Origin of the sequence: Sphingomonas changbaiensis NBRC 104936 (genome assembly GCF_000974765.1) — a bacterium.
Taxonomy (GTDB): domain Bacteria; phylum Pseudomonadota; class Alphaproteobacteria; order Sphingomonadales; family Sphingomonadaceae; genus Sphingomonas_B; species Sphingomonas_B changbaiensis.
Window position 1 is genome coordinate 59,952 of the sequence record NZ_BBWU01000048.1, and the last position, 23,498, is coordinate 83,449.

Below are 23,498 nucleotides of genomic sequence, written 5' to 3' on the forward strand. Positions count from 1 at the left end.
GCGGGCCCCTCCCTCTCCTGGAAGGAGAGGGGTTAAGCTTCCTCTTCGAACAACTCCGCCGCGTTCGCGCCGGTCGCGCTCAGCCGTACCTTGTCGCCCTCGACGCCGGCGACCAGGCCGACGGAGATGTAATGGTGGTGCCCGGCATGGGCGCCTTGGCCGCCTTCCACGTCGGCGCCGGAGTCCTTCTTGGTCAGCTTGATGCGGTCGCCTTCGACATGGTCGACGGTGCCGACATGGACGCCGTCGGCGCCGATCACGTCCATATGCTCGCGGATCTGGCTGAGGTCGGTCATTCTTACTCCTCCTTCGTTTCGCCTTCACAACGCGCAGGCCGGAGATTGGACGCATGACCCGGAATCGATCCGTCGCAGCCCCCGCGCTGCTGCTCGCGCTCGCCGCCTGCGCCCGTCAAGTCGGAAGCGCGGTCCAGCACGGCCCTGACACGCCCGGCTTCCTGCTGGGCGTCTGGCACGGCTTCATCTTCCCGGTCGCCTGGGTGCTCAGCCTGTTCATGCCGGACGTCGCGATCTACGCGGTCCCGAACAATGGCGGCTGGTACGATTTCGGCTATTTCGTCGGCATCGTGTTCTTAGGCGTCGGCGCCCGCAAGACGCACACCGTCACCCGCACCCGCATCATCCGGACGCGCGACTGATGGCGCGCGCACCCCTTCCTCCCCATATCCAGATCAACGCGGAGTAACGCCCATGCCTCTCCTGTCCGCCTCCAAATCCTACAAGCCGTTCGAATACCCCTGGGCGTTCGAGTTCTGGAAGCGCCAGCAGCAGATCCACTGGATGCCGGAGGAAGTGCCGCTGGGCGAGGATTGCCGCGATTGGGCGCAAAAGCTCACCAATCATGAGCGGAACCTTTTGACCCAGATCTTCCGCTTCTTCACCCAGGCCGATGTCGAGGTGCAGGATTGCTACCACGACAAATATGGCCGCGTGTTCAAGCCGACCGAGATCAAGATGATGCTGACCGCGTTCAGCAACATGGAAACGGTCCACATCGCCGCCTATTCGCACCTGCTCGACACGATCGGCATGCCGGAAAGCGAATACAGCGCCTTCCTCCAGTTCAAGGAGATGAAGGACAAGCATGATTACATGCAGCAATTCGGCGTCGACAATGACGAGGATATCGCGAAGACGCTAGCGATGTTCGGCGGCTTCACCGAGGGGCTGCAGCTGTTCGCGTCGTTCGCGATGCTGATGAACTTCCCGCGCTTCAACAAGATGAAGGGCATGGGCCAGATCATCAGCTGGTCGGTCCGCGACGAAAGCCTGCACTGCGAAGGCATCACCCGCCTGTTCCACGCCTTCGTGAAGGAACGCGACTGCCTTACCAAGGCGGTCAAGGAAGACATTCTCGATTGCTGCCAGAAGACCGTGCGGCTGGAGGATGCGTTCATCGACCTGGCGTTCGAAATGGGCCCGGTGCCCGGCATGACGCCCAAGGAGATCAAGAAGTACATCCGCTACATCGCCGACTGGCGCCTGGGCCAGCTCGGCTTCGCCCCGATCTACATGATCGACGAACACCCGCTGCCGTGGCTGGCGCCACTACTCAACGGGGTGGAGCACGCCAACTTCTTCGAGACGCGCGCGACCGAATATTCGAAGGCCGCGACGCGCGGAAACTGGAACGAGGTGTGGGATAACTTCGACCGGCGCAAGGCCGCGAAGCTCGCCGTGGTCGCGAACGAGGACGGCGAGGGCGAGGATATGTTCGCACGGGCGGGCGTGGCGGCGGAATGAGCATGAAATGGTTGCCGAGAGGAGTCTTAGGCTTTTTCTCGATTCTTGCAGCCGTTTGGTGTCTTGGGGTTGTTCTGCAGGGGCTGGCAGCGGGACATGACTTAAGTTTTGTAGAGACCGACTTTAGCCTCTCAGGAACTTTTGGGGACTCGTTCGGAGGGCTAAGTGCTTTTATGGCTACCGCAGCGGCGATTGGAGCATGGGAAGCGGTCAGATATCAGCGCGAAGAACTTGCAAACGCTACGAAGCGTGAGACGGAACTCGATAAAGTGGCTGCCAAGCGCGATTTTGAGGTCACCTTCTTCCATCTACAAGCCACGTTAGATCGCATTGTTGAGCAGATAGATATTGGGCATCTCACGTGGAAGCGCACTGGTAAGGATGCATTCTCCAGCTTTGCCGATCAGGTACGCAAGACGAAGGAAAAGAGTGATCCAGATTACGGCAGTGCTTACCAGATCGTATTTTTAAGAAACCAAAACGACTTAGCGCACTATTTTCGGACGCTCTTCAATATCGTTTTCTACGTCGACGGCTCGGAACGGGAAGATGCATATTTTTACGTGAAGCTCATAAGGGCCACATTGTCCGAGCCCGAGTTGATTCTGCTCGCTCTCAATGGCCTTTTCCATGAAGAAGGTAGGGCTAACTTTAAGCCGTTGATCGAGAAGTATGCCCTCCTAAATAACATATCGGCAGGCGCCAAAGCCGATTTCGATCTCGAAGATCATTATGAACCTATCGCTTTTGGAAGCGTCGGACTAGAAATTTCACCAAGCTGAAGGAGCGTAAGATGGCCAATGATCGCAACGTTTGGGTCGTGGGAAGCAAGGACGGGTGGAAGGTCAAGCGCGAAGGCGCGTCCAGAGCCTCGTCAGCGCACCGGACTCAGGCAGAGGCATGGACCGAGGCGCGTAAGCTCGCGCAGCAGTCTCGTGGAGAGGCCTTTTTACAGGGGCTTGATGGGCGCATTCGCGAGCGAAACAGCTTTGGCAATGATCCTCATAGCAGGCGTGGCTAAACCCAAAGGTTGACGTAGCGCTTGGCTCGATCCAAGATCCCCTTATGTTCTCCTCTGCCGACAACCTCTCCGACGCCGAAATCGACTTGCTCGCCAGTGCGCGGGGGAGGAAATTCGGCACCATTCTCGCCGATCCGCCGTGGCAGTTTCAGAACCGCACCGGCAAGGTCGCGCCGGAGCATAAGCGGCTCTCGCGTTACGGCACGATGACGCTGGATGAGATTTGCGCGCTGCCGGTCGCCGATATCGCCGCCGATCCCTCTCACCTCTATCTCTGGGTGCCGAACGCTCTGCTGCCGCAAGGGCTGCAAGTGATGGAGGCGTGGGGCTATCGCTACATTTCCAACATCGTCTGGCACAAGGTGCGCAAGGACGGCGGATCGGACGGGCGCGGCGTCGGCTTTTATTTCCGCAACGTCACCGAGCTGCTGCTGTTCGGCGTGCGTGGGCGTAACGCCCGCACCCTCCCGCCCGGCCGCAGCCAGGTCAACCTGCTCGCCACCCGCAAGCGCGAACACAGCCGCAAGCCCGACGAGCAATACAAGATCATCGAGGATTGCAGCTGGGGCCCCCGCCTCGAAATGTTCAGCCGCGGCAAGCGCACCGGCTGGACCGTCTGGGGCAACCAGGCCGACGACGATTACAAGCCGACCTGGGACACCTACAGCTACAACAGCGCGATCGATATCGCCGCAGAGTAACTCCCTCGTCACCCCGGACTTGATCCGGGGTCCACCTTCTTCTTGACTGGTGGGAAAGGTAGGTGGATGCCGGATCAAGTCCGGCATGACGGCAGGGGGCGATCCCGTCCCGATCAGGCCGTTAGCTATAGGGCTTGCCGTTCCAGGTCGCTTCCGTCGCGGCGACGATCAGGATCGGGCATGACCCCATCACGCCCCGGCGTACGCGCATCCGCGCTTTATCGAATGCCGTGACCGTCGATGTCGTGAGATCGATCGGAAGCCTTGGGCTCTTCTGTTCATCAGGCAATGTCGCCTGATATTCGGCCCAGAGGCGCCGTGCCAGTTGCAGCAGCGCCAGGCGGTCCTTGGTGATGATCACGCCGGCGGAAATGACGCCTGCTTCAAACCATGATCGGTAGGAGGCGAGATCGCGGTCCAGGTTTCCGTCCTTCGCGTTCCACTCGACATCCAGAACGATGCGGTTCTTGAAGTTGTCGACGAGGTAGCCTTCCTGATGCACCGTCGGCAGTTCGCCGAGCTTCTCGCCTGCCCGCGAAAACAGGACGCCCTTCGTCTCCAGATCCAGTCGCGTCTCGCGCCAGCCTCGACGGGCAAATTCCTCGTCTATTTGCGCAGCAATGTCGCCGCGATTGCCGCCCGCCTTGAGCCATGAACTCGGATCAAGGCGGTAGGTCGAGAGCACATCAACAATGTCCGCCCATTCCTGCGGGCAGACGGCCTGCATAACAGCCGCCGCGGAATTGGACTCCATGAAGGCCCAATGATTCCTTGCGACTGGCGGAAGAACTGCGGGAAGATCGTACGTGAAGGTCTCGAACATCGTCGCGTTATGCAGGACCGGCGGGTGAAAGCAAAAGGAGGCTTCGATACCCCACGGCGTTGGCGCGTCTGCCTGAATGGTGGCACACTCGGCGACCCCGCACGTTCTCACCCCATGCCCCACGTCCAATCCGAGGCCGTCGCGCAGATCGAATATGACGCACCCTCGCGCACGCTGTTCGTGCGGTTCACCAGTGGCGAGTGGTACAGCTATTTCGACGTGCCGCCGCGCGTCCGCGAGGCGTTCGAGGCGGCGGAGTCGAAGGGCCGATTCTTCCAGGAGCATATCCGCGACCGCTACGCCTATCAGGGGCCGCTGGAAGTGTCCGCCTGAATGCTGAGTGCGTCGGCCGCTCAGCCCTGGTCGGGCGGGCGATAGCCCAGCGCCTCCAGATCGATCCCTTGCGCGATCAGCCGCTCGGCATCGTCCGGCGTGCCATAGCGGGCGAGCGCATGGACGGCATCGCGTTCAATCTCGTCCAGCACCGCATCGCGCGGCGGCGGAGCGGCTGATCGCGCCGGCGCCGTTGGCGATCCTGCCGGATCGACGCCCGCTCTTCTGGAGACAGGCTGGCCTGATACAGCATGCCCACCACAACGAGCGCCAGCAGGAGGAGGCATATCCAGAGCATCGAGATAGTCTTACCGCCCCTTCGCCCCGTTGCGCGAGGTGAAGTCTCGAGACGGCTTTCGCTCACCGAACCTCGATCAGCGATTCTCCGTCCTCGAGCTTACTAACGATGGCTTCCCATCGCTCCGCAAGCCAAGCCGACAAGGCCCGGTTCGTGATGTTCCCGCATCGGAACCAAAGCAGGCGATAGCTTCGCTCTGGAAAGCGGGTGACGAAATCATCGTCCTTGCTGACGAGGATGAGCCCGTGCCGTTCCGCATAACCGACGATCGCGGCATCCGGCGTCTGCCCGCCGAGCGTTTCGGTGACGTGTTCGGAAGCGAAACCCTGCTCCTGCAGCCACGCGCAAAGCCCCGGTGGCAGCTGCGCGTCGACCAGGAAGCGCATCAGGCGGCTTGCACGACCGTGTGGTCAACGGCGCGGGCCCCATAAGCGAGGCAGGCGAGGACGTCCTCGCGCGACAGATAGGGAAAATCCGCCAGCAACTCGTCCGTCGTTGCGCCGGAGGCGAGCGCGTCCAGCACGTCCGCCACGCGCACGCGTGTCCCGGCGACGATCGGCCGGCCACCGCAGACTGCCGGGTCAATGACGATGCGCTGCCGCTTGCTCATGCCGCGAAGGTGCGGCCGCTCGCGTGGATAGTCAACAACCGCGGACCGTGCTTGACCCGCCCCATTCCCCTCCCGTAACCATCGCCGTACCAACCGGAGTGGATATGTCGGAGATTGTCGCCCGCTGATCGGGCTCCCATCAAAGTATTACTTTGATGGGCACCCTCGACGGGCCGGGGCTTGCCTCGGCTGCCGTCGGGCATGCGTGACGCGCGCGGCGGGCTGAGCGCCCGGCGCGCCTGGCGTCGCGCGGGTCTCACCGTCAGCAACGGGCCTTCTCCACTTGAACATCTCGAAACAGGAACAGCGCGTGCTGCACGCGCTCGCGTTGGGCGGCCGCATTGGGCACCGCCGTCACCCGCAAACCGGCAAGATCGTCGCGGTCGATTGCTTCACGCGCGAGGGCTTCGTTCTCGCCGACTGCACGACAGGCGTCTTCCGCCGCCTCAAACGCCGCCGGCTGATCGCCAGCCAGGGCGGCCAACCCTACCGCATCAGCCGCGACGGCTTGGCGGCGGTCCGGCCGCAATTGGATCAACGGTAGGGAAGGGGGCTCACACGAAGACACAAAGGCACAAAGAAAGCGCCGTTCCCTTCGTGTCTTCGTGTTCTTCGTGTGAGCCAATGAAGCGCTGCAGCAGGCAGCGCCACAAACCGCTGTCCTACACGCCCGCCGCTGTGCCAAGCTCGCCGCGGCTCATTCTCAGTGTCGATCGGCCCTCCGCAACGCAGCTTCGCCGGAAAGGGAAAATTTCCCCGAATCCATGTGAATGTCGTCCAGGTCGTCCAAATCGTCCATGTCCGGCGAGCAAAAGAAAACGGGCCCGGAGCCTGCACCCCGAGCCCGTCTCTACTCTCTCAATCCGGGTGGGCTTACGCCGCGACGCGGGCGCCTTCCGGCAGCGCTGCCTTCACCTGGGCGACGATCGCCGCAAAGGCTTCGCCTTCGTGCATCGCGATGTCGGCCAGGACCTTCCGGTCCAGCTCGACGCCGGCGAGCTTGCAGCCGTGCATGAACACACCATAGGTCAGGCCTTCGGCCCGGCATGCGGCGTTGATGCGCTGGATCCACAGGGCGCGGAAGTTCCGCTTCTTCACCTTGCGGTCGCGATAGGCGTACTGGCCGGCCTTTTCGACCGCCTGGCGCGCGATGCGGATCGTGTTCTTGCGACGGCCGTAATAGCCCTTCGCCTGATCCAGAATGCGCTTGTGCTTCGCCTTCGTCGTGGTGCCGCGTTTCACACGTGCCATTATCGGTCCTCCTTACTTCAGGCCGTAGGGGGCCCAGGCCTTCACCGTCGCCGTGTCGGCGTCGGAGAGGACAGAGGTGCCGCGGTTCTGGCGGATATATTTGCCGTTGTGGCTGATCAGGCGGTGGCGCTTGCCGGCCACGCCGTGCTTCAGCTTGCCGGTGGCGGTGATCTTGAAGCGTTTCTTCACACCGCTCTTGGTCTTGAGCTTGGGCATTTTCGTCCTTTCGATCTGTTCGACGATTACGGACGGCCACGGCAGCCCACACTGGCCGGGCAGTCCCTTCTTATCGCGAAGCGGCGGCTCCTAGCGGGGAGGCGTGCGAATTGCAACCGGATGCGCGGATCGGCGGTTGATGCCGGTCATGAACGAGATGGCCCGGCCCGGCGCCTTCGACGAAGCGCGCCCGATCCATCGCGATCCGGCCAGCACCGCGGTCGCGAGCCTCGTCGCCTTGCTCGCGACGATCGTCGGCCTGATCCTGCTCGCCTGGACCGTTCTCTACGTCACCAAAGGCCGGTTCCTGAAACATACGTTCGAGAAATATGCCAGCCGCTCGGCCGAGCGCGAGGTGCGGGTCGCAGGCGATTTCCAGCTGTACCTGAACCCGATCGACATCAAATTCCTGGCCGAAGGGCTGACGATCACCAACCCGAAATGGGCGAAGGAGCCCTATTTCCTGAAGTCGAAGCTGATCGACAGCGACATCAAGACGATCCCGCTGATCTTCGGCCGGCAGCGGGCGGACTGGCTGATGCTGCTGAACGGCGATGTCGACCTGGAATGGAGCGCCGACGGCAGGCAGAACAGCTGGACGATGGGCAAGCCGTCGGCCAAGCCGCTCGAGCTGCCGGATATCCGCCGCGCGCTGATCCAGGGCACGCGCATCCGCTACAGCGATCCGCGGATGCGGCTTACTGCCGATGTCGGCATCGACACCGTTCGCGCGCAGGACACCCGCTTTGCGCAGGATATCCGCTTCGCCGGCACCGGTTCGCTGCGCGACCGGCCGTTCCGCCTTTCGGGCAGCCTGCTCTCGCCCAACGAGACGGTGACGGGCGGCCGGAACCGGTTCCGCATGCATGCAGAAGGCTACCGGACCGTGCTGGACGTCAGCGGCACGCTGGCGGGCGCGACGCGAATCGAGGGCGCGCCGCTCGACTTCCGGCTGCGCGGCGCCAATCTCGACGACGCGTTCGACTTCATCGGCGTCACAGTTCCCGACACGCGCGCCTACAGCCTGCGTTCGGTCCTGACGAAGCAGGACGGCGAATGGCGGTTCACACGGCTGCGCGGCCGGTTCGGCGACAGCGACCTTGCCGGGCGACTGACCGTCTCCACCCCGGCCAATCGTCTGAAGCTGGATGCGAACCTTGCGACCGACACGCTCGACCTGATCGATGCCGGCCCGTTCATCGGCTATGACCCGAAGCGGCTCGAGGCGACCGGCGGCCAGGTCGCGCGCATGGACGGGGGCCATCCGCGGATCCTGCCCGATGCGCCTCTAAAGGCCGACGCGATCCGCCGGTTCGACGCGGACGTGCACTGGACGGTGCGCCGCATCCGCGGCGACAAATGGCCGATCTCGAACATCGCCCTTACGCTCGCGCTGAACCACAGCCTGTTGAAGCTGTCGCCGCTGACGTTCGATCTCGATCGCGGCCATGTCTCGTCCGACATTTCGATCGATGCCCGCCGTCAGCCGATCTTCACCGATCTCGACCTGCGCCTCTCGCCGACGCCGATGGGTCGGCTATTGAAGGGCTTCGGGGTCGAGGAATCGGGCACGACTGGCACGCTGAAGGCGCGCGTCAAGCTTGCCGGCCCTGGCGACAGCGTGCGCAAATGGCTGGGCAACTCCAACGGGCGGATCGCGATCATCATGCCGCAGGGCTCACTCTGGGCCCGCAACGCCCAGCTGTCGGAGCTCGATATCGGCACCTTCGTCTGGAAGATGTGGAAGCACGAGCTGAAGCAGCCGGTCGAAATCAATTGCGGCCTGATCGCGTTCACCGTGCGCAACGGCGTGGCCGCCGCCGATCCGATCCTGATCGACACCACGAAGAACGTCATTCTCGGCCGCGGGGGCGTCAGCTTCCAGACGGAGGCGATCGACCTGCGCATTCGCGCGGACGGCAAGAAATTCAGCCTGTTCTCGGGGCAAAGCCCGGTTGGCATCGGCGGCTATTTCGCCAAGCCCACGCTTGACGTGATCAGCCCGCAGCTGCTGGCGCGGGGCGGGGCGGCGGTCGGCCTCGGCGCCGTCGTGTCGCCGCTCGCAGCGGTCCTCGCGTTCGTCGACATCGGCGACGCCAAGGCGGCCGCCTGCGGTCCGGTGCTGTCCGGCGCGACTGCGTCAGCCCAGCGCACCAAAGGCGGCCATCCGCGCGACGATGTCGGCAACGGCACCACCGGCAAGTCGAAGTCCGGCCAGCGTTCGCCCGAAGAACGGCACGCGCAGCGCAAGAAGTTCCTCGGCATCTTCTGAGTCGCGATGTGATATAGTCCCACCGCCGGCGCGACTCGCCACTTCGTCGTTTCCGAGCCCTTTCGCCGCCGGCACCCAATGGAGGTCGCCATGCGCGCACGTTTCACCGCGTTGCCGTTGCGTCTCGCGTTGCTTGCCACCGCTTCCGCCGCCGTCCTGCTCGCCGCCTCGCCGGCTTTCGGTGCCCCGCCGCGGGTTGGCGTGACCAGCCTTGTCACCGATGACCAGGCGTTCCTGGCAACCCAAGGGTTCAAGCCTGCGGTCACGCAGGACCCCAGCCTGATCAATCCCTGGGGGATGTCGTTCGGCCCGACCAGTCCGTTCTGGACGTCGGACCAGGGCGCCGGCAAGGCGACGCTCTATAACGCCTCCGGCGGCAAGATCGGCCTGACCGTCACCATTCCCGGCAGTCCGTCACCGCCGACCGGTCCGACCGGCCAGGTGTTCAACCCCACCACCGATTTCGTGCTACCCGCCGACGGTGCCAAGGCGAACTTCATCTTCGCTAACCTGGACGGCACGATTTCGGGCTGGAACAATGGGCTGGGCACCAACGCCGCGGTAGCCGCGAGAACGCCCGGTGCGATATACACCGGCCTCGCGATGGGCAGCAGCGGCGGACACAATTTCCTCTACGCCGCCAATGCCGGTCAAGGACGGGTCGACGTGTACGACTCCGCCTTCATGCTGACGTCGTCGAGCGGCTTCGTCGACCCGAACCTCCCCGCCGGCCTCGCGCCGTTCAACATCGCCAATATCGGCGGCCAGCTTTATGTCACCTACGCGCCGCCGGAGAACGCCGACGAAGCGCCGCTCGGCACTGGCGTCGTCGACATATTCGGCACCGACGGCACGTTGGTCCGGCGCTTTGCGACCGGGGGACAATTGTTGTCGCCCTGGGGCATGGCACGCGTGCCGGATAGCTTCGGCTTGGTGGGTGGCAGGATCCTGATCGGCAATTTCGCCGATGAGGATGGCTTCATCAACTCGTTCCGGGAAAGCGACGGCGCATATCTCGGCATGCTCGCCGATGCGTCGGGCGCGCCGTTGAAGATTCCCTATCTCTGGTCGCTTGCGTTCGGGAACAACGGTGTCGGTGCCGATTCCAACGCACTCTACTTCACCGCCGGCATCGGCGACGAGGAGCACGGGCTGTTCGGGCGGCTAAACGTGGTGCCGGAGCCGGCGATCTGGGCGTTGCTGCTGGCCGGCTTCGGCCTTGCCGGCTGGCAGGCCCGCCGCCGCACGGCTCAGCCGCTGCCCGGATAGCGTTCGCGGCTGAGCAGCCTCGCCAGGTGCGCCGCGTTCGACGCGGCCGCCTTGGCGGTGGCGGTGATCTTGTCGGGCACCTTGGGCAAGTCCTTGAAATCCACCTTGCCCATGGCCTCCCCGACCCAATAGGTCGCCGATGCGGCCGGCACGGTGAAGCCGACATCGTTCAACGCCTGGAGCAGCGACGCGGTGATGCTGTGCGCGCCGTCCTCGTTGCCGACGATGCCGACCAGCACGGTCCTGCCATAGGCCGGCGTGCGGCCTTGCGCGTCGGTTTCGCTGAGGAAGGCGTCCATGCGCTCGAGCACGCGCTTGGCAACGCTCGACATCTGGCCGAGCCAAACCGGTGTCCCGAAGATCAGGATATCGGCGGCGATGATCTTGGCGCGGATCGCGGGCCAGGCGTCGCTGGCGCCTTCGTCCGATTTCACGCCCGGCTTCACGTCGTGATCGACGACCCGGATCGTCTCCGTCAGGTGAACGTCGTGCTTGGCGAGTTCGCCCGCGATCAGGCCGATCATCCGGTCGGTGGAGGACTGCGCCCCGGTTTTCAGGGTGCAGTTGAGCGCGATCGCGGAAAGAGCCATGCCCGGCAGACGCATGAGCGTCCGGCCGGGTTCCTACGCTGCGCCGTCAGCCTCGCCGTCGGCAGGTGTCAGGAAATAGGGTTCCACCGGCCCCGAAAGCTTGATCGTCAGCGGGCGCCCGTGCCGATCCGTCTTCTTGCCGAGCGCGACGCGCACCCAGTTTTCGGGCACCGAATATTCCTCGACATCGGCACGCTCGGCGCCCTTGAAGCGAATGCCGATGCCGCGGCCGAGCACGTCGGCATCATAGTGCGGGCTGCGCGGGTCGTTCGAAAGACGATCGGGAGGAGTGTCGGTCATCGCCGCGCCTTAGCCGCTCGCCTCACGCCGCCGCAAGCGCCGCGACGCGGGCGTTGGCGGCGCGCAAATCCTCGACGAACTGCTCATATTCGCGCTCCTTGTCGGCGCGGTCGTGCAGGCGGAGCAGATAGCTCGGATGGATCGTCACCCAGCATTCGCCGCCGTCCTCCAGCGTCAAGGGACGCCCGCGGCTGCCCGCGATCGTCACCACCTTGTGCAGCAACGAACGCGCCGCAGTGGCCCCAAGCGCGACCGTGACGGGCGGGCGGATCAGCATCCGCTCCTGATCGATCCACCATCGACATGCCTCGATCTCCGGCCCTTGCGGCTTGGAATGGATGCGCCGCTTGCCGCGCTGCTCGAACTTGAAATGCTTGACCGCATTGGTGACGTAGGTGGTGGCGCGGTCCACGCCCGCGTCGGCCAGCGCCTTGTCGAGCACCTGTCCCGCGGGGCCAATAAATGGCTTGCCGGCTAAATCTTCCTGGTCACCGGGCTGCTCGCCGACCAGCATCAGCTTCGCCGAGACCTCGCCCTCGCCGAACACGGTCTGCGTCGCGCATTTGTACAGGTGACAGCGCGTGCAGCCGGCGGCTTCGTCGCGCAGCGCTTCCCAGGCGACCGCGCTGTTGCCGCCGATCCGTGCGCGTGACTGTGCAACCATGCCGCTCTCCCGGGCCTGCGCCCCTGCGATCAACTGCGGGACCAACGCGGTCTCGGGCATGTTTTTCCAATATCGGCGCGGCATCTCCTTCAGCATCGTCCCGACCTTCAGCCGGGCCGGGTTAAAGATCGAGGCGTAATAGGCGCGCCACACCTCCTCGACCGGATCGCCGGCCGGCGCCTCGGCCTTGGTCGCGCCGGGACCTTCGGTCAGCGTTTGGCCGTCCCAGTGGATCGACAGGGCAGGCGTCAGGATCGACCAGTGCATCGCGGCGAACCGCCGAGCGAAGAAACCCGCGTTCATCCGCACGATGTGATGCTCGGGCTCGAACCAGGCGACGAAGCGCGGCCCTTCGCCGGTTGCCAGTTCGCGGAAGCGCAGGAAGGCGCGCATCTTGTGCAGGTCGCGCCGCACCGCCTTCGCCATGTCCTCCAGGCGCCGCAACAGCGGATCGGCCGCGTCGTGCATCAGCCCGGGCTGTTCGCGGAGGCGCAACAGCATGCGATAGAGAAGGGCAAAGCGCTCGGAATCCGAATGGGCGACGACGCTCTGCGCCAGGTCGACAAAGAGGCGCGGGACGGCAAAGCCTATCCCTTGATTCGGCAGATCGGCTTCCTCTCCGAACAGATCGGTCGCAGCCTCTCCGACCTGCCATATGACCTGATCCGCCGGTACGCCTGCCGAGGCGAGTGCCCGCGCCGCCGTTCGCCAGCCCTCGAAATCATCCTCTGCCGCGAGGCGCACGATGCGCATCAGCCGAACAGCTCCAGCTGCTCACGCGGGGGTGCGACAAGCGGCTTCAGGTCGGCACGGTCGGCGAGAAGAGTGGGGCGCCAGTCCTCGGCCACGATGAACGGCCGCAGCCTTGCGATCGAGACGGTCAGGCGAGCGATGTCGTCAAGGCGGAGCCGCCGCAAGCGACGGCTCGCCAGGATCGCGTTCACTGCCTTCACGCCCAGACCGGGGATGCGCAGCAGCATCTCCTTCGGCGCCCGGTTCAGGTCGACGGGAAATCGCTCGCGGTGCTTCAATGCCCAGGCAAGCTTCGGGTCGATGTCCAGCGGCAACATGCCCGTGGGGCCAGCCGCGGCCACGACGTCCTGCGGCTGGAATCCATAGAAGCGCATCAGCCAGTCGGACTGGTACAGCCGGTGCTCGCGCATCAGCGGCGGGCGGCGAAGCGGCAGGACGGCGCTGGCGTCAGGTATCGGGCTGAAGGCGGAGTAATAGACGCGGCGCAGCTTGTACCGACCGTAAAGGGACGAGGCGCGGAGCACGATATCGCTGTCGGTTGCGCTGTCCGCGCCGACGATCATCTGGGTCGACTGCCCTGCGGGCGCGAGCCGGGGCGCGTGCTTGTACCTGGTCGCGTCCGCCGCATCGTCGATCGCGTGCGCGACGTCGGCCATCGCTGCTTCGATTCGCTGGCCGTCCTTTTCCGGCGCCAGCCGCTTCAATCCGCGCTCGGTCGGCAGCTCGATGTTGATGGAGACCCGATCGGAATGGATGCCGGCCAGTCGCACCAGCTCGGGATCCGCATCCGGAATCGTCTTCAGGTGGATATAGCCGCGAAAATCATGATCCTCGCGCAGGCTGCGCGCCACCTCGACGATCTGCTCCATCGTGTAGTCGGGGCTGCGGATGATGCCGGACGAGAGGAACAGCCCCTCGACATAATTGCGCTTGTAGAAAGCGAGGGTGAGATCGACGACTTCCTTCGCCGTGAACCGTGCGCGCCGCACGTTCGAGCTCTTGCGGTTGACGCAATAGTGGCAGTCGAAGATGCAGCTGTTCGTCAGCAGAATCTTCAAGAGTGAGATGCAGCGACCATCCGGCGCATAGGCGTGGCAAATGCCCATGCCTTCGGTCGACCCGATCCCCTTGCCGCCGCGGCTGTCGCGCTTTGCCGTGCCCGACGATGCGCAGGACGCATCATATTTGGCCGCGTCTGCCAGGATTTCGAGCTTATGCCGGACATCGAGCTGCGCCATTCGTTCTTATTATGTTCTCACAGGCGCGAACTCAAGGGCTTAGCTCGGGTCGGGGGTCATCAGCTTGCGGACAAAGCCGATCAGGCCCGTCTGGCGACTCCGCTTCAGTCGCTCGGCCTGCAGGATCGTGCGCACCTGCTCGAAGCATTTGGCGGCATCGTCGTTGACCAGCACATAGTCATAGCCGTCCCAGTGCGCGATCTCGCTGGCCGCGCGCGACATGCGGGCCTCGATCACCTCGTTGCTGTCGGTGTTGCGGGCGCGGAGCCGGCGTTCCAGCTCTTCCATCGACGGCGGCAGGATGAAGACGCGGACCACGTCGCCGCCCGCCAGCTGGTGCAGCTGCTGCGCGCCCTGCCAATCGATGTCGAACAGCACGTCGTTGCCCGACGCCAGGATTTCGTCGACCGGCTTGGCAGGCGTGCCGTAGCGGTGGCCGAACACGTGCGCCCATTCGAGGAATTCGCCGGCCGACGCCATTTCCTTGAAGCGCGGCAAGTCGACGAAATGATAATCGACCCCGTCCTGCTCGCCGGGCCGAATCGCCCGCGTGGTGGCCGAAACGGACATGCGCAGCAGCGGGTCGGCTTGCAGCAGCATGCGCGAGATGGTCGACTTGCCCGCTCCCGAAGGAGAGGACAGCACGAACAGCACGCCGCGGCGGCGGAATTTATGGGGATCGTCGGCGCGCGAGGCCAAAAGGGTCGTCGGGCGAAGCATGGCCGCTCGTGGCGCGGAGTCCTCGTTGCGTCAACTCCAGGAACTGCGCTCGAAGCCCACGGAATTTAGGAGGAGCGCTCTTTCCGCCGATCGAGGGCCTTTTTGGCGACCCAGGCGCCGCCGAGCACGAGCCCGATCGGACCAAGGCGCTTCATCGCCCCTGCCGCGACTGCGCCCAGCAGGGCGCCTTTGCCGCCCTCGCCATGACGGTCGCCGATTTCCTTGCCAACGAGTGCGCCGATTACCTTGCCGATCATCTCATTCTCCCGGTTTCGAAAGGCCAACGCCCGAACGCGCGGCTTTCTCCGCCAGGCCGGAGACCCCCTCGCGCCGTTCGAGCTCGGCGAGCACATCGTCGAAGCTAAGGCCCAAGCTCTCGAGCAGGACGGCCAAGTGAAACACCAGGTCCGCCGCCTCGCCGGTCAGCGCCCCAGGGTCGCCGCGGGTCGCGGCGATCACGGCCTCCACCGCCTCCTCGCCGACCTTCTGGGCGATCCGCTCACGACCCGTTGCGAGCAGGCGGGCGACATAGGACGAGTCCGGATCGGCGCCGCGGCGGGCGCGGATCCTTGCGGACAGGCGGGTCAGGCGATCGTCAGTCATGGCTGCGCACCGGGAAGCCGGCGGCGCCGAGTGCGGCGTGCGCCTCGGCGATCGTGTGGCGCCCGAAGTGGAAGATCGAGGCGGCGAGCACGGCCGAGGCATGGCCGTCGCGAATGCCTTCGACCAGATGCTCGAGCGCGCCGACGCCGCCGCTCGCGACCACGGGCACTGAAACCGCATCGGCAACGGCACGGGTCAGGGCGAGATCGTAGCCGCCCTGCGTGCCGTCGCGGTCCATCGAGGTGACGAGCAATTCGCCGGCGCCAAGCTCCGCCAGCCGCACGGCATGGTCGAGAGCATCGAGGCCGGTTGCGCGGCGCCCGCCATGCGTGAACACTTCCCAGCGGCCCGGACTGACTGCCCGCGCATCGACCGAAGCGACGACGCATTGGCTGCCGAAGCGGTCGGCAATGTCCGCCACCACCTCCGGCCGGTCCACCGCGGCTGAATTGACCGCGACCTTGTCGGCGCCGGCGAGCAGCAGCGCGCGCGCGTCCTCGACCGAGCGCACGCCGCCGCCCACCGTCAGCGGCATGAAACAGACCTCGGCCGTGCGGCGCACGACGTCGACCATCGTGCCCCGTGCCTCGTGGCTTGCGGCGACGTCGAGGAAGCAGAGCTCGTCCGCCCCGGCCGCGTCATAGGCCCGCGCCTGCTCGACAGGGTCGCCCGCATCCGCCAGGTCGACGAAATTGACGCCCTTGACCACGCGGCCGTTCGCGACGTCGAGGCACGGAATGACGCGGACCCGGACGGTCATCCCGCGACCCTGATGGCCTCGGCCAAATCGAGCCTGCCGTCGTAGATCGCGCGGCCCGTGATCACGCCCTCGATCCCGGCGCTTGCCTTCAGCGCGCGAATGTCCTCGATTCCCGCGACGCCGCCGCTCGCGATCACGGGGAGCGACTGGGCCGAAGCCAGCGCGGCCGTCGCGTCGACATTGACCCCTTTGAGCAGTCCGTCGCGGCCGACATCGGTGAACAGCAGGGCCGCGACCCCCGCATCCTCGAAGCGGCGCGCCAGATCGATCACGGGCACGTCGGACACATCCGCCCAGCCCTGCGTCGCGACCATGCCGTCGCGTGCATCGACGGCGACGACGATCCGGCCAGGGAAGTCCCGCGCCGCGCTGTGCACCAGTTCGGGGTCGGTCAGCGCGGCCGTTCCGATCACCGCGCGGTCGATGCCCAGCCTGAACCAGCGCTCTATGCTCGCGCGCGAGCGGATGCCGCCGCCCAGCTGGATCTTGCCCGAAAACGTCTCGCCGATGCCGCGGACCGCCTCGCCATTGACACTTTCGCCGGCAAAGGCGCCGTCCAGGTCCACGACGTGCAGCCAGTCCGCACCGGCGGCGGCGAAGCGCTCTGCCTGTGCCGCCGGATCATCGGCATAGACCGTCGCTCGCGCCATATCGCCTTCTGCGAGCCGCACGACCTGTCCGGCCTTCAGGTCAATTGCGGGAAAGACGATCACAGAGCCGATCCTCCCCTTAGAGGGGAGGTGGCGCGCGCAGCGCGACGGAGGGGTGTCAGCGGTTGAGAGTGAATCTCGAACCCTGACACCCCTCCACCACTCGCTGTCGCGAGCGGTCCCCCTCCCCTTGCAGGGGAGGAATTGGTTACGGCCGCCATGCGATAAACCTTTCGAGCAGCGCCAGGCCGTAGCGCTGGCTCTTTTCCGGGTGAAACTGCACGCCCACCATATTGTCGCGGCCGATCGCCGCGGCGACGGGGCCACCATGGTCGGTTTCGGCCAGCACGTCCGACCCGTCATAGGCGAAGGAATGCAGGAAATAGGCCTCGCCCGGCGCGATCAACGGGTGCGGCGCGGTCGGGCGGACGTCGTTCCACCCCATGTGCGGGACCTTCAGCTCGGGCCGGGGGGCAAGCGCGCGGACGGTGCCCTTGCACCAGCCGAGCCCGCGCGTCGTGCCATGCTCCTCGCCGGTCTCGGCCATCAGCTGCATGCCGACGCAGACGCCGAGGAACGGCCGCCCCTTTTCGCGCACCGACGCTTCAAGAGTACCGATCATGCCGGGTACCGCCGATAAGGCCCGCATCGCCGAGGCGAAGGCGCCGACGCCGGGCAGCACGATCCGATCCGCTCCAAGCACCTCTACTGGGTCTGCGGTCACCCTGACTTGCGCCGCCCCGGCCGCCCGCAAGGCGTTCCAGACAGAATGGAGATTTCCCGCCCCGTAATCGATGAGGGCGACGCTGCTCATTGCAGCAGGCCGGCCAGGTCCGGTGCGGCCATCGACGCTATGAAGGGGATCACCTCGGCTGTCGCGACCCCGCTCGCGATGAAGGGGTCGGTCGCGACGATGGCGTCGACCGCTGCCCGGTCGCCCCGGCAGACGATCACGCCGCCGGTTCGCGGATTGCGGCGACCTGAAGCCAGAACCCGCCCCTCAGCATATTGCCGTCCCAGCCATGCGAGATGCTGGTCCAGCCGCGCGTCGACGGCGGCCAGATCGGGAACGTAGGTCAGGACGACGACGCACAAGGGCGCGTCGGTGCGAACGGCAGCGTCCGAGTTCACAAAACGCCCTTCGTGCTCGGCACCGCGTCGGCCTTGCGCGAGTCGATCTCGACCGCTTGCCTCAGCGCGCGGGCGAGCGCCTTGAATGCGCTTTCGACCAGGTGGTGGTTGTTGCGGCCGTAAAGATTCTCGACGTGGAGGGTCAGGCCGGCGCTCTGGGCAAAGGAATGAAACCAGTGCTCGACAAGCTCGGTATCCCATTCGCCGAGCTTTTCCTGGGTGAACTCGAGCTTCCAGACCAGGAACGGCCGCCCCGAAATGTCGACCGCGGCGCGGGTCAATGCCTCGTCCATCGGCGCGTAGGCAGTGCCGTAGCGCATGATCCCGCGGCGATCGCCCAGTGCTTTGGAGATGGCGTCGCCGATCGCCAGCGCCGAATCCTCGGTCGTGTGGTGCTGGTCGATATGGAGATCGCCGTCGACGGTCACGTCGATGTCGATCAGCGCGTGGCGGCTGAGCTGCTCCAGCATATGATCCAGGAATCCGATCCCGGTCGCGACGCGGTACACGCCGGTGCCGTCCAGATTGACGGTGACGCCGATCTTCGTCTCAGCCGTGTTTCGGTTCACCGTGGCCGTGCGCATGAAACCCCCATGCGAATAACCGTGCCGCATTGCAACATGGCTTGACCCGTTCAGCGCCAAGACTACGAGTCGGCGCATGAGCGAGACTCCGCCGGACAGCCTGATTCCATACGACGAGATCGTGCAGGAAGCGCTGCGCGCCGTCGTCGGGCGCGTGCTCGGCGAAGTCGAGCAGACCGGTGGTTTGCCGGGCGAGCATCACTTCTACATCACGTTCAAGACCGCCCATCCCGGCGTCGAGATGCCGCGCCACCTCTCCGAGCGGTTTCCGGACGAGATGACGATCGTCCTCCAGAACAAATTCTGGGAATTGAGGGTCGCCGACAAGCATTTCGAGGTCGGGCTGTCGTTCAACCAGGTGCCCGCCAAGCTCTCGATCCCGTTCGCCGCGGTGACCGGCTTCGTCGATCCGGCCGTCAACTTCGCGCTGCAGTTCCAGGCGCAGGGCGAGGACGGCGGTCCGGAGCCGCACGAGCAGGCGGAAAATGACGGGCCGACGGTGACGCCGGCCGAGGACGGCTCGAACGTCGTCACGATCGATTTCGGCCGCAAGAAATAGGCCCGACTAGCGCCGGACGGGATTCCGTTCGTGTTCCACCACCGCTTCCGGCAAGATGACCCAAGGCTGCCGATCGACGCTCCACACCGCCTGCTCCGGCATCGGAAAGGCTGGATCGGCGAACGCGCCGCTCGCGACCCCGATCAGGTCGGGCAGGCGGGCCGGCTCCCACCACAGATTCGTGCCGCAATCGGGACAGAAGAAAAACGTGACATCACAGCCGCTGGCGGAGCCGCGTGCGAAGCGCTTCGCCGTGCCGTGCGTCAAGGAGACGGCAGTTCGCGGAAAGAAGGCGGCGATGCTGAACGCGCTGCCGGTCCGCCGCTGGCAATCGCGGCAGTGGCACAGCGAGACCTTGACCGGATCGCCCTGGCAACGGATTCGCAGCGCGCCGCAGTGACACTGCGCCTCATGCGTTGCCGGCGGCATCAAAACCAGTTCCCCTCGCGGAACCATTTGGTCACGATATATTTGACGCCCGCTTGGACCGTCTGCCCCGCGTGCGCGGCGTAGAGATTGGGGGCGCCGTTCGCGTCCATGTTGTTCCACATCAGCAGCATGCCGGTGCGCGGGTTGACCGTCAGGCCGGCCGCCTCGAACGCGGTTTCGCCGCCCGCTTCGGGCTGGTTCAGGAAGATCATCGCGGTCCAGGTCCGCTGGCCGCCGGTCTTTTCCTGGTCGGCCCAATAGCTCTGGTCGGTGTGAAAGAAGTCGTGATGCGTGCGGAAATACTGCCCCGGCGCGTAACGCTGGCCCTGGAGCGTTTCGCCCGACCGCTCCTCCAGCCCCATCAGCTCGCAGATGCGCAGGTCGATCGCGCGGACGCGCTCGTCCCAGCGATTGAGATTGCAGCTGTCGCTGGTGCGGAAAGCCTCGTCAGGTGAGTCGGACAACAATGTCGAGGGCTGACGGTCATGCTCGATCTGCTCGATCAGGTAAGAGGAATCGGCAAGCGTCAGGAACTGTTCGAGATACCAGAGCGTGAGGCCGGGGCTTCGGACGGACTGGACGCCAGCTGCCGCCAGCCTGACGCCGACTTCGGCGCCGATGCGCGCGCGGGCTTCCGATGTCTGAAGGGCGAACTGCTCGGGAGTCATCGCCCGCGTTCCTAGCAGCGCCGCAAGAAAATGGGAGCCGGATCGCTCCGGCTCCCGTGTCGCTTACCAGAAGAAATCGTAGATCGCGTCGACCACCTGGCCGGTTTCGATATCGACCAGCAGCGCGTCGTCATAGTAGCGGACCCAGCGATAGGGGCCGTACGCCGGCGGCAGCTGATACTGGAACGGATCATCGATCCAATAGCTTTGCGCGAACAGCGGCGCGCCTAGGAAAGCACCCAGCGAGAAGCGGTTGTAGCTCCACCCGCGCGGCGCATAGTAGCGCGGGAAGTGATAGGAGCTGCGATTGCGCTGGCGCCATTGCTGCCAGTTGTACCGCGGGTCCCGCCGCCATTCGCGGTTCCAGCTGCCGTTATTGCGGCCGCCATTGTTCCAGCGCGAATTGTCGCGGTCGCGATTCTGCCAGCGATTGCGATCCTGCCACTGGCTGCCATCCCGCCATTGGTTGCGATCGCGCCGCCAATTCTGGCGGTCCTGCTGCCAGTCGCGCCGGTCCTGCTGGCGATCCTGGCGGAAATCGCGCCGATCGTCCGCACGGTCCCGTCGGAAGTTCTGCGCGTCCTGGGCGCGATCGCGGCGGAACTGCTCGCGATTCTGATATTGACCGCTCTGCCAGGCCTGGCGATCTCCCTGCCGCTCCTGGCGGAAGGCCTGACGGTCACCTTGGCGCTCCTGGCGGAAGTCCTGTCGGGCCTGCATGCGTTCCTGGCGAAACTCCTGGCGCGCCGGGGCCTGCTGCCGCGCCTGCGCCTGCTGACGCGCCTGCGCCGCGGGGCGAGCCGCACGCTGCTCGACAGTCTGTTCCGGGGCCGCCTGAAAGCCTGCATCCCCATCGCGGTGGCGCTGCGCCAATGCCGGGGTCGTCAGCGTAGCCGCGGCCAGCAAAGTGGCGATTAGCTTGCGCATCTCTTCGTCTCCTCATCCCCCGCAGCCAAGCGCTGCAGGAGGTTGCGCCCCTTTTGCGCCAATGTCGATGAGTCGTGGCTGAACCGCGTTGAAAGCAAAGCGAAAGCTCAGCCGGGTCGAGGCGTCAGCGCCGGCACCGCGCGTGCCGCGCCGGCAGGATCGATGCCCGGCGGCGGCGCGCCCAGCAACGTCTCGCCCTGCGCGACCCGCCCTGCGCGCCGGATCGCCTCGCGCAGCCTGGGATAAATGCCGCAGCGGCAGATGTTGGTGATCGCGGCATCGATGTCGGCGTCGGTCGGCGCCGGCGTGCGCTTGAGCAGCACCGCAGCCGCCATCACGATGCCCGGGATGCAATAGCCGCACTGCGTCACGTTCAGGGCAGCAAAGGCCTGCTGCACCGGATGGCTGCGATCGCGGGACAGGCCCTCGATCGTGGTCACGAACCGCCCCTCGCACGCGGCGATCGACACGCTGCAGCTGGGCACCGCCGCGCCATCGATATCGACGATGCACGCGCCGCATTCGCCGGTGCCGCAGCCATATTTGGTTCCGGTCAGGTTGGACGCGTCGCGCAGCGCCCACAGCAATGGCGTCTCGGGATCGAGCAGATATTCGACCGGCTGGTTGTTGACCGTGAACTTCGTCATGCCTGCCAGGGCTTAGCGCGAAGGTCCAAAAAGCGAAACGCGCTGTTTCCGTGCGCGGCATTGTTGGGCCGCGTGGGCGAACAGATATCCGCCGCATGAAACTCCCGACTCTCTTCATCCCGCACGGCGGCGGCCCGTGCTTCTTCATGGACCCGAATGGCGGTCCCGCCGATCCGATGTGGCAGCCGATGCAGGCCTATCTGGCCGGCCTGATCGACAGCCTGCCCGAACGCCCGCGCGCGATCCTGCTCGTCTCAGGCCATTGGGAAGAATCGCAGGTTACCGTGCACACCGGCGCACGTCCGGACCTGCTCTACGATTATGACGGCTTTCCGGAGCACACCTACCGACTGCGCTGGGATGCGCCGGGCGCGCCCGATCTCGCCCGGCGCGCCAGGGCGCTGATCGAGGCGGCGGGCTTCCCGGTCGGCACGGAGGCCGACCGCGGCTGGGATCACGGCGTATTCGTTCCGATGAAGGTCGCTGTTCCCGGTGCCGACATCCCGCTCGCCCAGCTCTCGCTTCGCGCCGATCTGGACCCGCAGGCGCACATCGCGATCGGCCGCGCACTGGCGCCGTTGCGCGACGAAGGCGTGCTGATCGTCGGATCGGGCATGAGCTTTCACAATCTGCGCGAGCGGGGACCGCACGTAACTGCCCGTGCCGACGCATGGGATGCGGCGCTGACCGACGCCGTCACCGATCCCGATCCCGCGCGCCGTGCCGAACGCGTGGCGGCGTGGGACACGCTGCCGCACGCCCGTTTCGCGCACCCGCGCGAGGAGCATCTGTTGCCGCTGATGGTCGCGCTGGGCGCCGGCGGCGACGATCCGGCGCATCGCGACTTTGCCGGCCGCGCGCTCGGCTGGGCCGTCAGCGCCTACCGCTTCGGCTGACGGCTATTCCCGCCAGCTCGGGTCGATCTTGTCGACGCGGCGCACCATCGCGTCGAAATCGGCGCGGCCGGCGCCGCCGGGAATCTGAACCTTCGACAGATCGCGCTGGTGGACCGCGACGACTTCGGGCGAGATTGTCAGCGGCTTACCCATCGACAGGGTCGCCATCTGGATTTCGCAGGCGCGCTGCAGCGACCAATGCTTGATGAAGGCTTCCGGCAGGGTGCGGCCCATCACCAGGATGCCGTGATTCTTCAGCAGCATCGCCCGCTTGTCGCCCAGATGCGCGATCAGCCGCTCGCCCTCTTCGGAGCGTACGGTCACGCCTTCGAAGTCGTGATACGCGATCTGGCCGACGAAGTTCGCCGCGTAGAAGTTGACCGGCTGAAGCCCGCCCTCGAGCGAGCTGACCGCCATCCCCGCAGTGGTGTGGGTGTGCATGATGCAATGCGCATCCGGCAGGTTGCGGTGGAACACGCTGTGCTGGACGAAGCCGGCCAGGTTCACCGGATAGGGATTGTCGTCCAGCTTGTTCCCGTCGATGTCGATCTTGACCAGGTTCGATGCCTTCACCTCGCTGAAGTGCAGTCCGAACGGGTTGATCAGGAACGCATCCTCCTCATCGGGCACCTTCACCGTGATGTGGTTGTAGATCATCTCGTCCCAGCCGAGCATCGCGAACACGCGGTAGCAGGCGGCGAGTTCCTGCCGGGCTTTCCATTCCGATTCGCTCATCTGGGAATTGCGCAGCACAGCGGTCGCCATCGTCGTCTCCTTCGCCGCGATTATCGCACGCGGGTCCGGGCGCGGCAATCGAGCGCG

35 protein-coding genes are annotated in these 23,498 nt (G+C 65.4%); 11 read left to right on the forward strand and 24 right to left on the reverse strand.

Annotation, left to right across the window (positions count from 1 at the left end; translation table 11 throughout):
- Window positions 1–32 precede the first annotated feature (32 nt).
- Window positions 33–296: a DUF2171 domain-containing protein gene (locus SCH01S_RS12730; protein ID WP_046349192.1), complete on the reverse strand. Its 264-nt coding sequence runs from the start codon at window positions 294–296 to the stop codon at window positions 33–35.
- Window positions 297–349: 53 nt separating this feature from the next.
- Here SCH01S_RS12730 and SCH01S_RS12735 point away from each other — a divergent pair, with 53 nt between their 5' ends.
- From SCH01S_RS12735 to SCH01S_RS12750, 5 genes are read left to right on the forward strand one after another with little or no spacing between them, the layout of a single operon-like run.
- Window positions 350–658 carry a hypothetical protein gene (locus SCH01S_RS12735; protein ID WP_046349193.1) on the forward strand — a complete coding sequence of 103 codons (309 nt, stop codon included), beginning with the start codon at window positions 350–352 and terminating at the stop codon, window positions 656–658.
- Between the two features lie 52 nt (window positions 659–710).
- Window positions 711–1,763: a ribonucleotide-diphosphate reductase subunit beta gene (locus tag SCH01S_RS12740; RefSeq protein WP_046349194.1), complete on the forward strand. Its 1,053-nt coding sequence runs from the start codon at window positions 711–713 to the stop codon at window positions 1,761–1,763.
- 2 nt (window positions 1,764–1,765) lie between these two features.
- Window positions 1,766–2,545 (forward strand): putative phage abortive infection protein, encoded by a 780-nt coding sequence (locus SCH01S_RS12745; protein ID WP_169746395.1) that lies wholly within the window; start codon window positions 1,766–1,768, stop codon window positions 2,543–2,545.
- Between the two features lie 11 nt (window positions 2,546–2,556).
- Window positions 2,557–2,784: a DUF2188 domain-containing protein gene (locus SCH01S_RS16215; protein WP_084689566.1), complete on the forward strand. Its 228-nt coding sequence runs from the start codon at window positions 2,557–2,559 to the stop codon at window positions 2,782–2,784.
- 44 nt (window positions 2,785–2,828) lie between these two features.
- A complete protein-coding gene (locus tag SCH01S_RS12750; protein WP_046349196.1) occupies window positions 2,829–3,485 on the forward strand; it encodes an MT-A70 family methyltransferase in 657 nt (218 codons plus the stop codon).
- Between the two features lie 121 nt (window positions 3,486–3,606).
- On the opposite strand, the gene SCH01S_RS12755 is transcribed toward SCH01S_RS12750, so the two are convergent.
- Window positions 3,607–4,308, reverse strand: a complete 702-nt coding sequence (locus tag SCH01S_RS12755) for a BglII/BstYI family type II restriction endonuclease (RefSeq protein ID WP_169746396.1) — start codon at window positions 4,306–4,308, stop codon at window positions 3,607–3,609.
- A gap of 114 nt (window positions 4,309–4,422) precedes the next feature.
- On the opposite strand from SCH01S_RS12755, the gene SCH01S_RS12760 reads away from it, so the two are divergent.
- Complete coding sequence (locus SCH01S_RS12760; RefSeq protein ID WP_046349197.1) at window positions 4,423–4,641, forward strand: KTSC domain-containing protein; 219 nt, start codon at window positions 4,423–4,425, stop codon at window positions 4,639–4,641.
- A gap of 20 nt (window positions 4,642–4,661) precedes the next feature.
- Here SCH01S_RS12760 and SCH01S_RS17350 read toward each other — a convergent pair whose 3' ends face one another.
- The 3 genes from SCH01S_RS17350 to SCH01S_RS12770 form a co-directional block, all read right to left on the reverse strand.
- Window positions 4,662–4,793 carry a hypothetical protein gene (locus SCH01S_RS17350; protein WP_281174994.1) on the reverse strand — a complete coding sequence of 44 codons (132 nt, stop codon included), beginning with the start codon at window positions 4,791–4,793 and terminating at the stop codon, window positions 4,662–4,664.
- A 208-nt stretch (window positions 4,794–5,001) separates the two neighbouring features.
- A complete protein-coding gene (locus SCH01S_RS12765) occupies window positions 5,002–5,325 on the reverse strand; it encodes a DUF5615 family PIN-like protein (RefSeq protein ID WP_046349198.1) in 324 nt (107 codons plus the stop codon).
- Complete coding sequence (locus SCH01S_RS12770) at window positions 5,325–5,549, reverse strand: DUF433 domain-containing protein (protein WP_046349199.1); 225 nt, start codon at window positions 5,547–5,549, stop codon at window positions 5,325–5,327. The genes SCH01S_RS12765 and SCH01S_RS12770 overlap by 1 nt, the downstream gene beginning before the upstream one ends.
- 283 nt (window positions 5,550–5,832) lie before the next feature.
- Here SCH01S_RS12770 and SCH01S_RS12775 point away from each other — a divergent pair, with 283 nt between their 5' ends.
- Window positions 5,833–6,093, forward strand: coding sequence for a YjhX family toxin (locus SCH01S_RS12775; RefSeq protein WP_046349200.1), 261 nt, complete (start codon window positions 5,833–5,835; stop codon window positions 6,091–6,093).
- 329 nt (window positions 6,094–6,422) lie between these two features.
- Here SCH01S_RS12775 and rplT read toward each other — a convergent pair whose 3' ends face one another.
- Window positions 6,423–6,800: a 50S ribosomal protein L20 gene (rplT, locus tag SCH01S_RS12780; protein ID WP_046349201.1), complete on the reverse strand. Its 378-nt coding sequence runs from the start codon at window positions 6,798–6,800 to the stop codon at window positions 6,423–6,425.
- Window positions 6,801–6,812: 12 nt separating this feature from the next.
- Complete coding sequence (rpmI, locus tag SCH01S_RS12785; protein WP_046349202.1) at window positions 6,813–7,016, reverse strand: 50S ribosomal protein L35; 204 nt, start codon at window positions 7,014–7,016, stop codon at window positions 6,813–6,815.
- Between the two features lie 148 nt (window positions 7,017–7,164).
- On the opposite strand from rpmI, the gene SCH01S_RS12790 reads away from it, so the two are divergent.
- The gene (locus SCH01S_RS12790; RefSeq protein WP_046349359.1) at window positions 7,165–9,288 is read left to right on the forward strand and encodes an AsmA family protein; all 2,124 of its coding nucleotides are present in this window, start codon (window positions 7,165–7,167) and stop codon (window positions 9,286–9,288) included.
- A 90-nt stretch (window positions 9,289–9,378) separates the two neighbouring features.
- Entirely contained in the window at window positions 9,379–10,557 is a 1,179-nt protein-coding gene (locus tag SCH01S_RS12795) for a TIGR03118 family protein (protein WP_046349360.1), read from the forward strand.
- On the opposite strand, the gene SCH01S_RS12800 is transcribed toward SCH01S_RS12795, so the two are convergent.
- From SCH01S_RS12800 to hisB, 12 genes are all read right to left on the reverse strand, one after another.
- The gene (locus SCH01S_RS12800; protein ID WP_046349203.1) at window positions 10,539–11,147 is read right to left on the reverse strand and encodes a flavodoxin family protein; all 609 of its coding nucleotides are present in this window, start codon (window positions 11,145–11,147) and stop codon (window positions 10,539–10,541) included. The two genes, SCH01S_RS12795 and SCH01S_RS12800, sit on opposite strands and share 19 nt — an antisense overlap.
- Before the next feature lie 33 nt (window positions 11,148–11,180).
- Complete coding sequence (locus tag SCH01S_RS12805; protein ID WP_046349204.1) at window positions 11,181–11,447, reverse strand: DUF3297 family protein; 267 nt, start codon at window positions 11,445–11,447, stop codon at window positions 11,181–11,183.
- A 22-nt stretch (window positions 11,448–11,469) separates the two neighbouring features.
- A complete protein-coding gene (locus SCH01S_RS12810) occupies window positions 11,470–12,864 on the reverse strand; it encodes a UdgX family uracil-DNA binding protein (RefSeq protein WP_046349205.1) in 1,395 nt (464 codons plus the stop codon).
- Window positions 12,864–14,102 carry a putative DNA modification/repair radical SAM protein gene (locus SCH01S_RS12815; protein ID WP_046349206.1) on the reverse strand — a complete coding sequence of 413 codons (1,239 nt, stop codon included), beginning with the start codon at window positions 14,100–14,102 and terminating at the stop codon, window positions 12,864–12,866. Before SCH01S_RS12815 ends, SCH01S_RS12810 begins: the two co-directional genes overlap by 1 nt.
- Window positions 14,103–14,141: 39 nt before the next feature.
- Window positions 14,142–14,822 carry a guanylate kinase gene (gene gmk / locus SCH01S_RS12820; protein WP_046349207.1) on the reverse strand — a complete coding sequence of 227 codons (681 nt, stop codon included), beginning with the start codon at window positions 14,820–14,822 and terminating at the stop codon, window positions 14,142–14,144.
- A gap of 65 nt (window positions 14,823–14,887) precedes the next feature.
- Window positions 14,888–15,079, reverse strand: coding sequence for a hypothetical protein (locus tag SCH01S_RS12825; protein WP_046349208.1), 192 nt, complete (start codon window positions 15,077–15,079; stop codon window positions 14,888–14,890).
- A 1-nt stretch (window position 15,080) separates the two neighbouring features.
- The gene (locus SCH01S_RS12830; protein WP_046349209.1) at window positions 15,081–15,425 is read right to left on the reverse strand and encodes a phosphoribosyl-ATP diphosphatase; all 345 of its coding nucleotides are present in this window, start codon (window positions 15,423–15,425) and stop codon (window positions 15,081–15,083) included.
- A complete protein-coding gene (gene hisF / locus SCH01S_RS12835; RefSeq protein ID WP_046349210.1) occupies window positions 15,418–16,185 on the reverse strand; it encodes an imidazole glycerol phosphate synthase subunit HisF in 768 nt (255 codons plus the stop codon). The genes SCH01S_RS12830 and hisF overlap by 8 nt, the downstream gene beginning before the upstream one ends.
- A complete protein-coding gene (gene hisA / locus SCH01S_RS12840; protein WP_046349361.1) occupies window positions 16,182–16,907 on the reverse strand; it encodes a 1-(5-phosphoribosyl)-5-[(5-phosphoribosylamino)methylideneamino]imidazole-4-carboxamide isomerase in 726 nt (241 codons plus the stop codon). The genes hisF and hisA overlap by 4 nt, the downstream gene beginning before the upstream one ends.
- Before the next feature lie 136 nt (window positions 16,908–17,043).
- Entirely contained in the window at window positions 17,044–17,649 is a 606-nt protein-coding gene (hisH, locus tag SCH01S_RS12845; protein ID WP_046349211.1) for an imidazole glycerol phosphate synthase subunit HisH, read from the reverse strand.
- Window positions 17,646–17,966, reverse strand: a complete 321-nt coding sequence (locus SCH01S_RS12850) for a YciI family protein (RefSeq protein ID WP_217995436.1) — start codon at window positions 17,964–17,966, stop codon at window positions 17,646–17,648. The genes hisH and SCH01S_RS12850 overlap by 4 nt, the downstream gene beginning before the upstream one ends.
- Complete coding sequence (gene hisB, locus SCH01S_RS12855; protein WP_046349212.1) at window positions 17,963–18,550, reverse strand: imidazoleglycerol-phosphate dehydratase HisB; 588 nt, start codon at window positions 18,548–18,550, stop codon at window positions 17,963–17,965. The genes SCH01S_RS12850 and hisB overlap by 4 nt, the downstream gene beginning before the upstream one ends.
- 76 nt (window positions 18,551–18,626) lie before the next feature.
- Here hisB and SCH01S_RS12860 point away from each other — a divergent pair, with 76 nt between their 5' ends.
- Window positions 18,627–19,109, forward strand: a complete 483-nt coding sequence (locus tag SCH01S_RS12860; protein WP_046349213.1) for an SspB family protein — start codon at window positions 18,627–18,629, stop codon at window positions 19,107–19,109.
- A 6-nt stretch (window positions 19,110–19,115) separates the two neighbouring features.
- On the opposite strand, the gene SCH01S_RS12865 is transcribed toward SCH01S_RS12860, so the two are convergent.
- The 4 genes from SCH01S_RS12865 to SCH01S_RS12880 all read right to left on the reverse strand — a co-directional run bounded on the left by SCH01S_RS12865 (window position 19,116) and on the right by SCH01S_RS12880 (window position 21,780).
- A complete protein-coding gene (locus SCH01S_RS12865) occupies window positions 19,116–19,538 on the reverse strand; it encodes a GFA family protein (RefSeq protein ID WP_046349214.1) in 423 nt (140 codons plus the stop codon).
- Window positions 19,538–20,206 carry a prolyl hydroxylase family protein gene (locus tag SCH01S_RS12870; RefSeq protein WP_046349215.1) on the reverse strand — a complete coding sequence of 223 codons (669 nt, stop codon included), beginning with the start codon at window positions 20,204–20,206 and terminating at the stop codon, window positions 19,538–19,540. The genes SCH01S_RS12865 and SCH01S_RS12870 overlap by 1 nt, the downstream gene beginning before the upstream one ends.
- 63 nt (window positions 20,207–20,269) lie before the next feature.
- A complete protein-coding gene (locus SCH01S_RS12875) occupies window positions 20,270–21,133 on the reverse strand; it encodes an RcnB family protein (protein WP_046349216.1) in 864 nt (287 codons plus the stop codon).
- A gap of 107 nt (window positions 21,134–21,240) precedes the next feature.
- On the reverse strand, window positions 21,241–21,780 hold the full coding sequence (locus tag SCH01S_RS12880; protein ID WP_046349217.1) for a (2Fe-2S)-binding protein: 540 nt from the start codon (window positions 21,778–21,780) through the stop codon (window positions 21,241–21,243).
- A 95-nt stretch (window positions 21,781–21,875) separates the two neighbouring features.
- Between SCH01S_RS12880 and SCH01S_RS12885 the strand changes: the two genes are divergently transcribed.
- Complete coding sequence (locus SCH01S_RS12885) at window positions 21,876–22,676, forward strand: DODA-type extradiol aromatic ring-opening family dioxygenase (protein WP_046349218.1); 801 nt, start codon at window positions 21,876–21,878, stop codon at window positions 22,674–22,676.
- 3 nt (window positions 22,677–22,679) lie between these two features.
- Here the strand turns inward: SCH01S_RS12885 and SCH01S_RS12890 are convergent, their stop codons facing one another.
- The gene (locus SCH01S_RS12890; RefSeq protein ID WP_046349363.1) at window positions 22,680–23,441 is read right to left on the reverse strand and encodes a class II aldolase/adducin family protein; all 762 of its coding nucleotides are present in this window, start codon (window positions 23,439–23,441) and stop codon (window positions 22,680–22,682) included.
- Window positions 23,442–23,498 lie beyond the last annotated feature (57 nt).

Excerpts from the sequence above, each read along its gene's own strand:
- SCH01S_RS12730 (WP_046349192.1), bottom strand. The coding sequence starts at position 296 with ATGACCGACCTCAGCCAGATCCGCGAGCATATGGACGTGATCGGCGCC.
- SCH01S_RS12735 (WP_046349193.1), top strand. The coding sequence starts at position 350 with ATGACCCGGAATCGATCCGTCGCAGCCCCCGCGCTGCTGCTCGCGCTC.
- SCH01S_RS12740 (WP_046349194.1), top strand. The coding sequence starts at position 711 with ATGCCTCTCCTGTCCGCCTCCAAATCCTACAAGCCGTTCGAATACCCC.
- SCH01S_RS12745 (WP_169746395.1), top strand. The coding sequence starts at position 1,766 with ATGAAATGGTTGCCGAGAGGAGTCTTAGGCTTTTTCTCGATTCTTGCA.
- SCH01S_RS16215 (WP_084689566.1), top strand. The coding sequence starts at position 2,557 with ATGGCCAATGATCGCAACGTTTGGGTCGTGGGAAGCAAGGACGGGTGG.
- SCH01S_RS12750 (WP_046349196.1), top strand. The coding sequence starts at position 2,829 with ATGTTCTCCTCTGCCGACAACCTCTCCGACGCCGAAATCGACTTGCTC.
- SCH01S_RS12755 (WP_169746396.1), bottom strand. The coding sequence starts at position 4,308 with ATGTTCGAGACCTTCACGTACGATCTTCCCGCAGTTCTTCCGCCAGTC.
- SCH01S_RS12760 (WP_046349197.1), top strand. The coding sequence starts at position 4,423 with ATGCCCCACGTCCAATCCGAGGCCGTCGCGCAGATCGAATATGACGCA.
- SCH01S_RS12765 (WP_046349198.1), bottom strand. The coding sequence starts at position 5,325 with ATGCGCTTCCTGGTCGACGCGCAGCTGCCACCGGGGCTTTGCGCGTGG.
- SCH01S_RS12770 (WP_046349199.1), bottom strand. The coding sequence starts at position 5,549 with ATGAGCAAGCGGCAGCGCATCGTCATTGACCCGGCAGTCTGCGGTGGC.
- rplT (WP_046349201.1), bottom strand. The coding sequence starts at position 6,800 with ATGGCACGTGTGAAACGCGGCACCACGACGAAGGCGAAGCACAAGCGC.
- rpmI (WP_046349202.1), bottom strand. The coding sequence starts at position 7,016 with ATGCCCAAGCTCAAGACCAAGAGCGGTGTGAAGAAACGCTTCAAGATC.
- SCH01S_RS12790 (WP_046349359.1), top strand. The coding sequence starts at position 7,165 with ATGAACGAGATGGCCCGGCCCGGCGCCTTCGACGAAGCGCGCCCGATC.
- SCH01S_RS12795 (WP_046349360.1), top strand. The coding sequence starts at position 9,379 with ATGCGCGCACGTTTCACCGCGTTGCCGTTGCGTCTCGCGTTGCTTGCC.
- SCH01S_RS12800 (WP_046349203.1), bottom strand. The coding sequence starts at position 11,147 with ATGGCTCTTTCCGCGATCGCGCTCAACTGCACCCTGAAAACCGGGGCG.
- SCH01S_RS12805 (WP_046349204.1), bottom strand. The coding sequence starts at position 11,447 with ATGACCGACACTCCTCCCGATCGTCTTTCGAACGACCCGCGCAGCCCG.
- SCH01S_RS12810 (WP_046349205.1), bottom strand. The coding sequence starts at position 12,864 with ATGCGCATCGTGCGCCTCGCGGCAGAGGATGATTTCGAGGGCTGGCGA.
- SCH01S_RS12815 (WP_046349206.1), bottom strand. The coding sequence starts at position 14,102 with ATGGCGCAGCTCGATGTCCGGCATAAGCTCGAAATCCTGGCAGACGCG.
- gmk (WP_046349207.1), bottom strand. The coding sequence starts at position 14,822 with ATGCTTCGCCCGACGACCCTTTTGGCCTCGCGCGCCGACGATCCCCAT.
- SCH01S_RS12825 (WP_046349208.1), bottom strand. The coding sequence starts at position 15,079 with ATGATCGGCAAGGTAATCGGCGCACTCGTTGGCAAGGAAATCGGCGAC.
- SCH01S_RS12830 (WP_046349209.1), bottom strand. The coding sequence starts at position 15,425 with ATGACTGACGATCGCCTGACCCGCCTGTCCGCAAGGATCCGCGCCCGC.
- hisF (WP_046349210.1), bottom strand. The coding sequence starts at position 16,185 with ATGACCGTCCGGGTCCGCGTCATTCCGTGCCTCGACGTCGCGAACGGC.
- hisH (WP_046349211.1), bottom strand. The coding sequence starts at position 17,649 with ATGAGCAGCGTCGCCCTCATCGATTACGGGGCGGGAAATCTCCATTCT.
- hisB (WP_046349212.1), bottom strand. The coding sequence starts at position 18,550 with ATGCGCACGGCCACGGTGAACCGAAACACGGCTGAGACGAAGATCGGC.
- SCH01S_RS12860 (WP_046349213.1), top strand. The coding sequence starts at position 18,627 with ATGAGCGAGACTCCGCCGGACAGCCTGATTCCATACGACGAGATCGTG.
- SCH01S_RS12865 (WP_046349214.1), bottom strand. The coding sequence starts at position 19,538 with ATGCCGCCGGCAACGCATGAGGCGCAGTGTCACTGCGGCGCGCTGCGA.
- SCH01S_RS12870 (WP_046349215.1), bottom strand. The coding sequence starts at position 20,206 with ATGACTCCCGAGCAGTTCGCCCTTCAGACATCGGAAGCCCGCGCGCGC.
- SCH01S_RS12875 (WP_046349216.1), bottom strand. The coding sequence starts at position 21,133 with ATGCGCAAGCTAATCGCCACTTTGCTGGCCGCGGCTACGCTGACGACC.
- SCH01S_RS12880 (WP_046349217.1), bottom strand. The coding sequence starts at position 21,780 with ATGACGAAGTTCACGGTCAACAACCAGCCGGTCGAATATCTGCTCGAT.
- SCH01S_RS12885 (WP_046349218.1), top strand. The coding sequence starts at position 21,876 with ATGAAACTCCCGACTCTCTTCATCCCGCACGGCGGCGGCCCGTGCTTC.
- SCH01S_RS12890 (WP_046349363.1), bottom strand. The coding sequence starts at position 23,441 with ATGGCGACCGCTGTGCTGCGCAATTCCCAGATGAGCGAATCGGAATGG.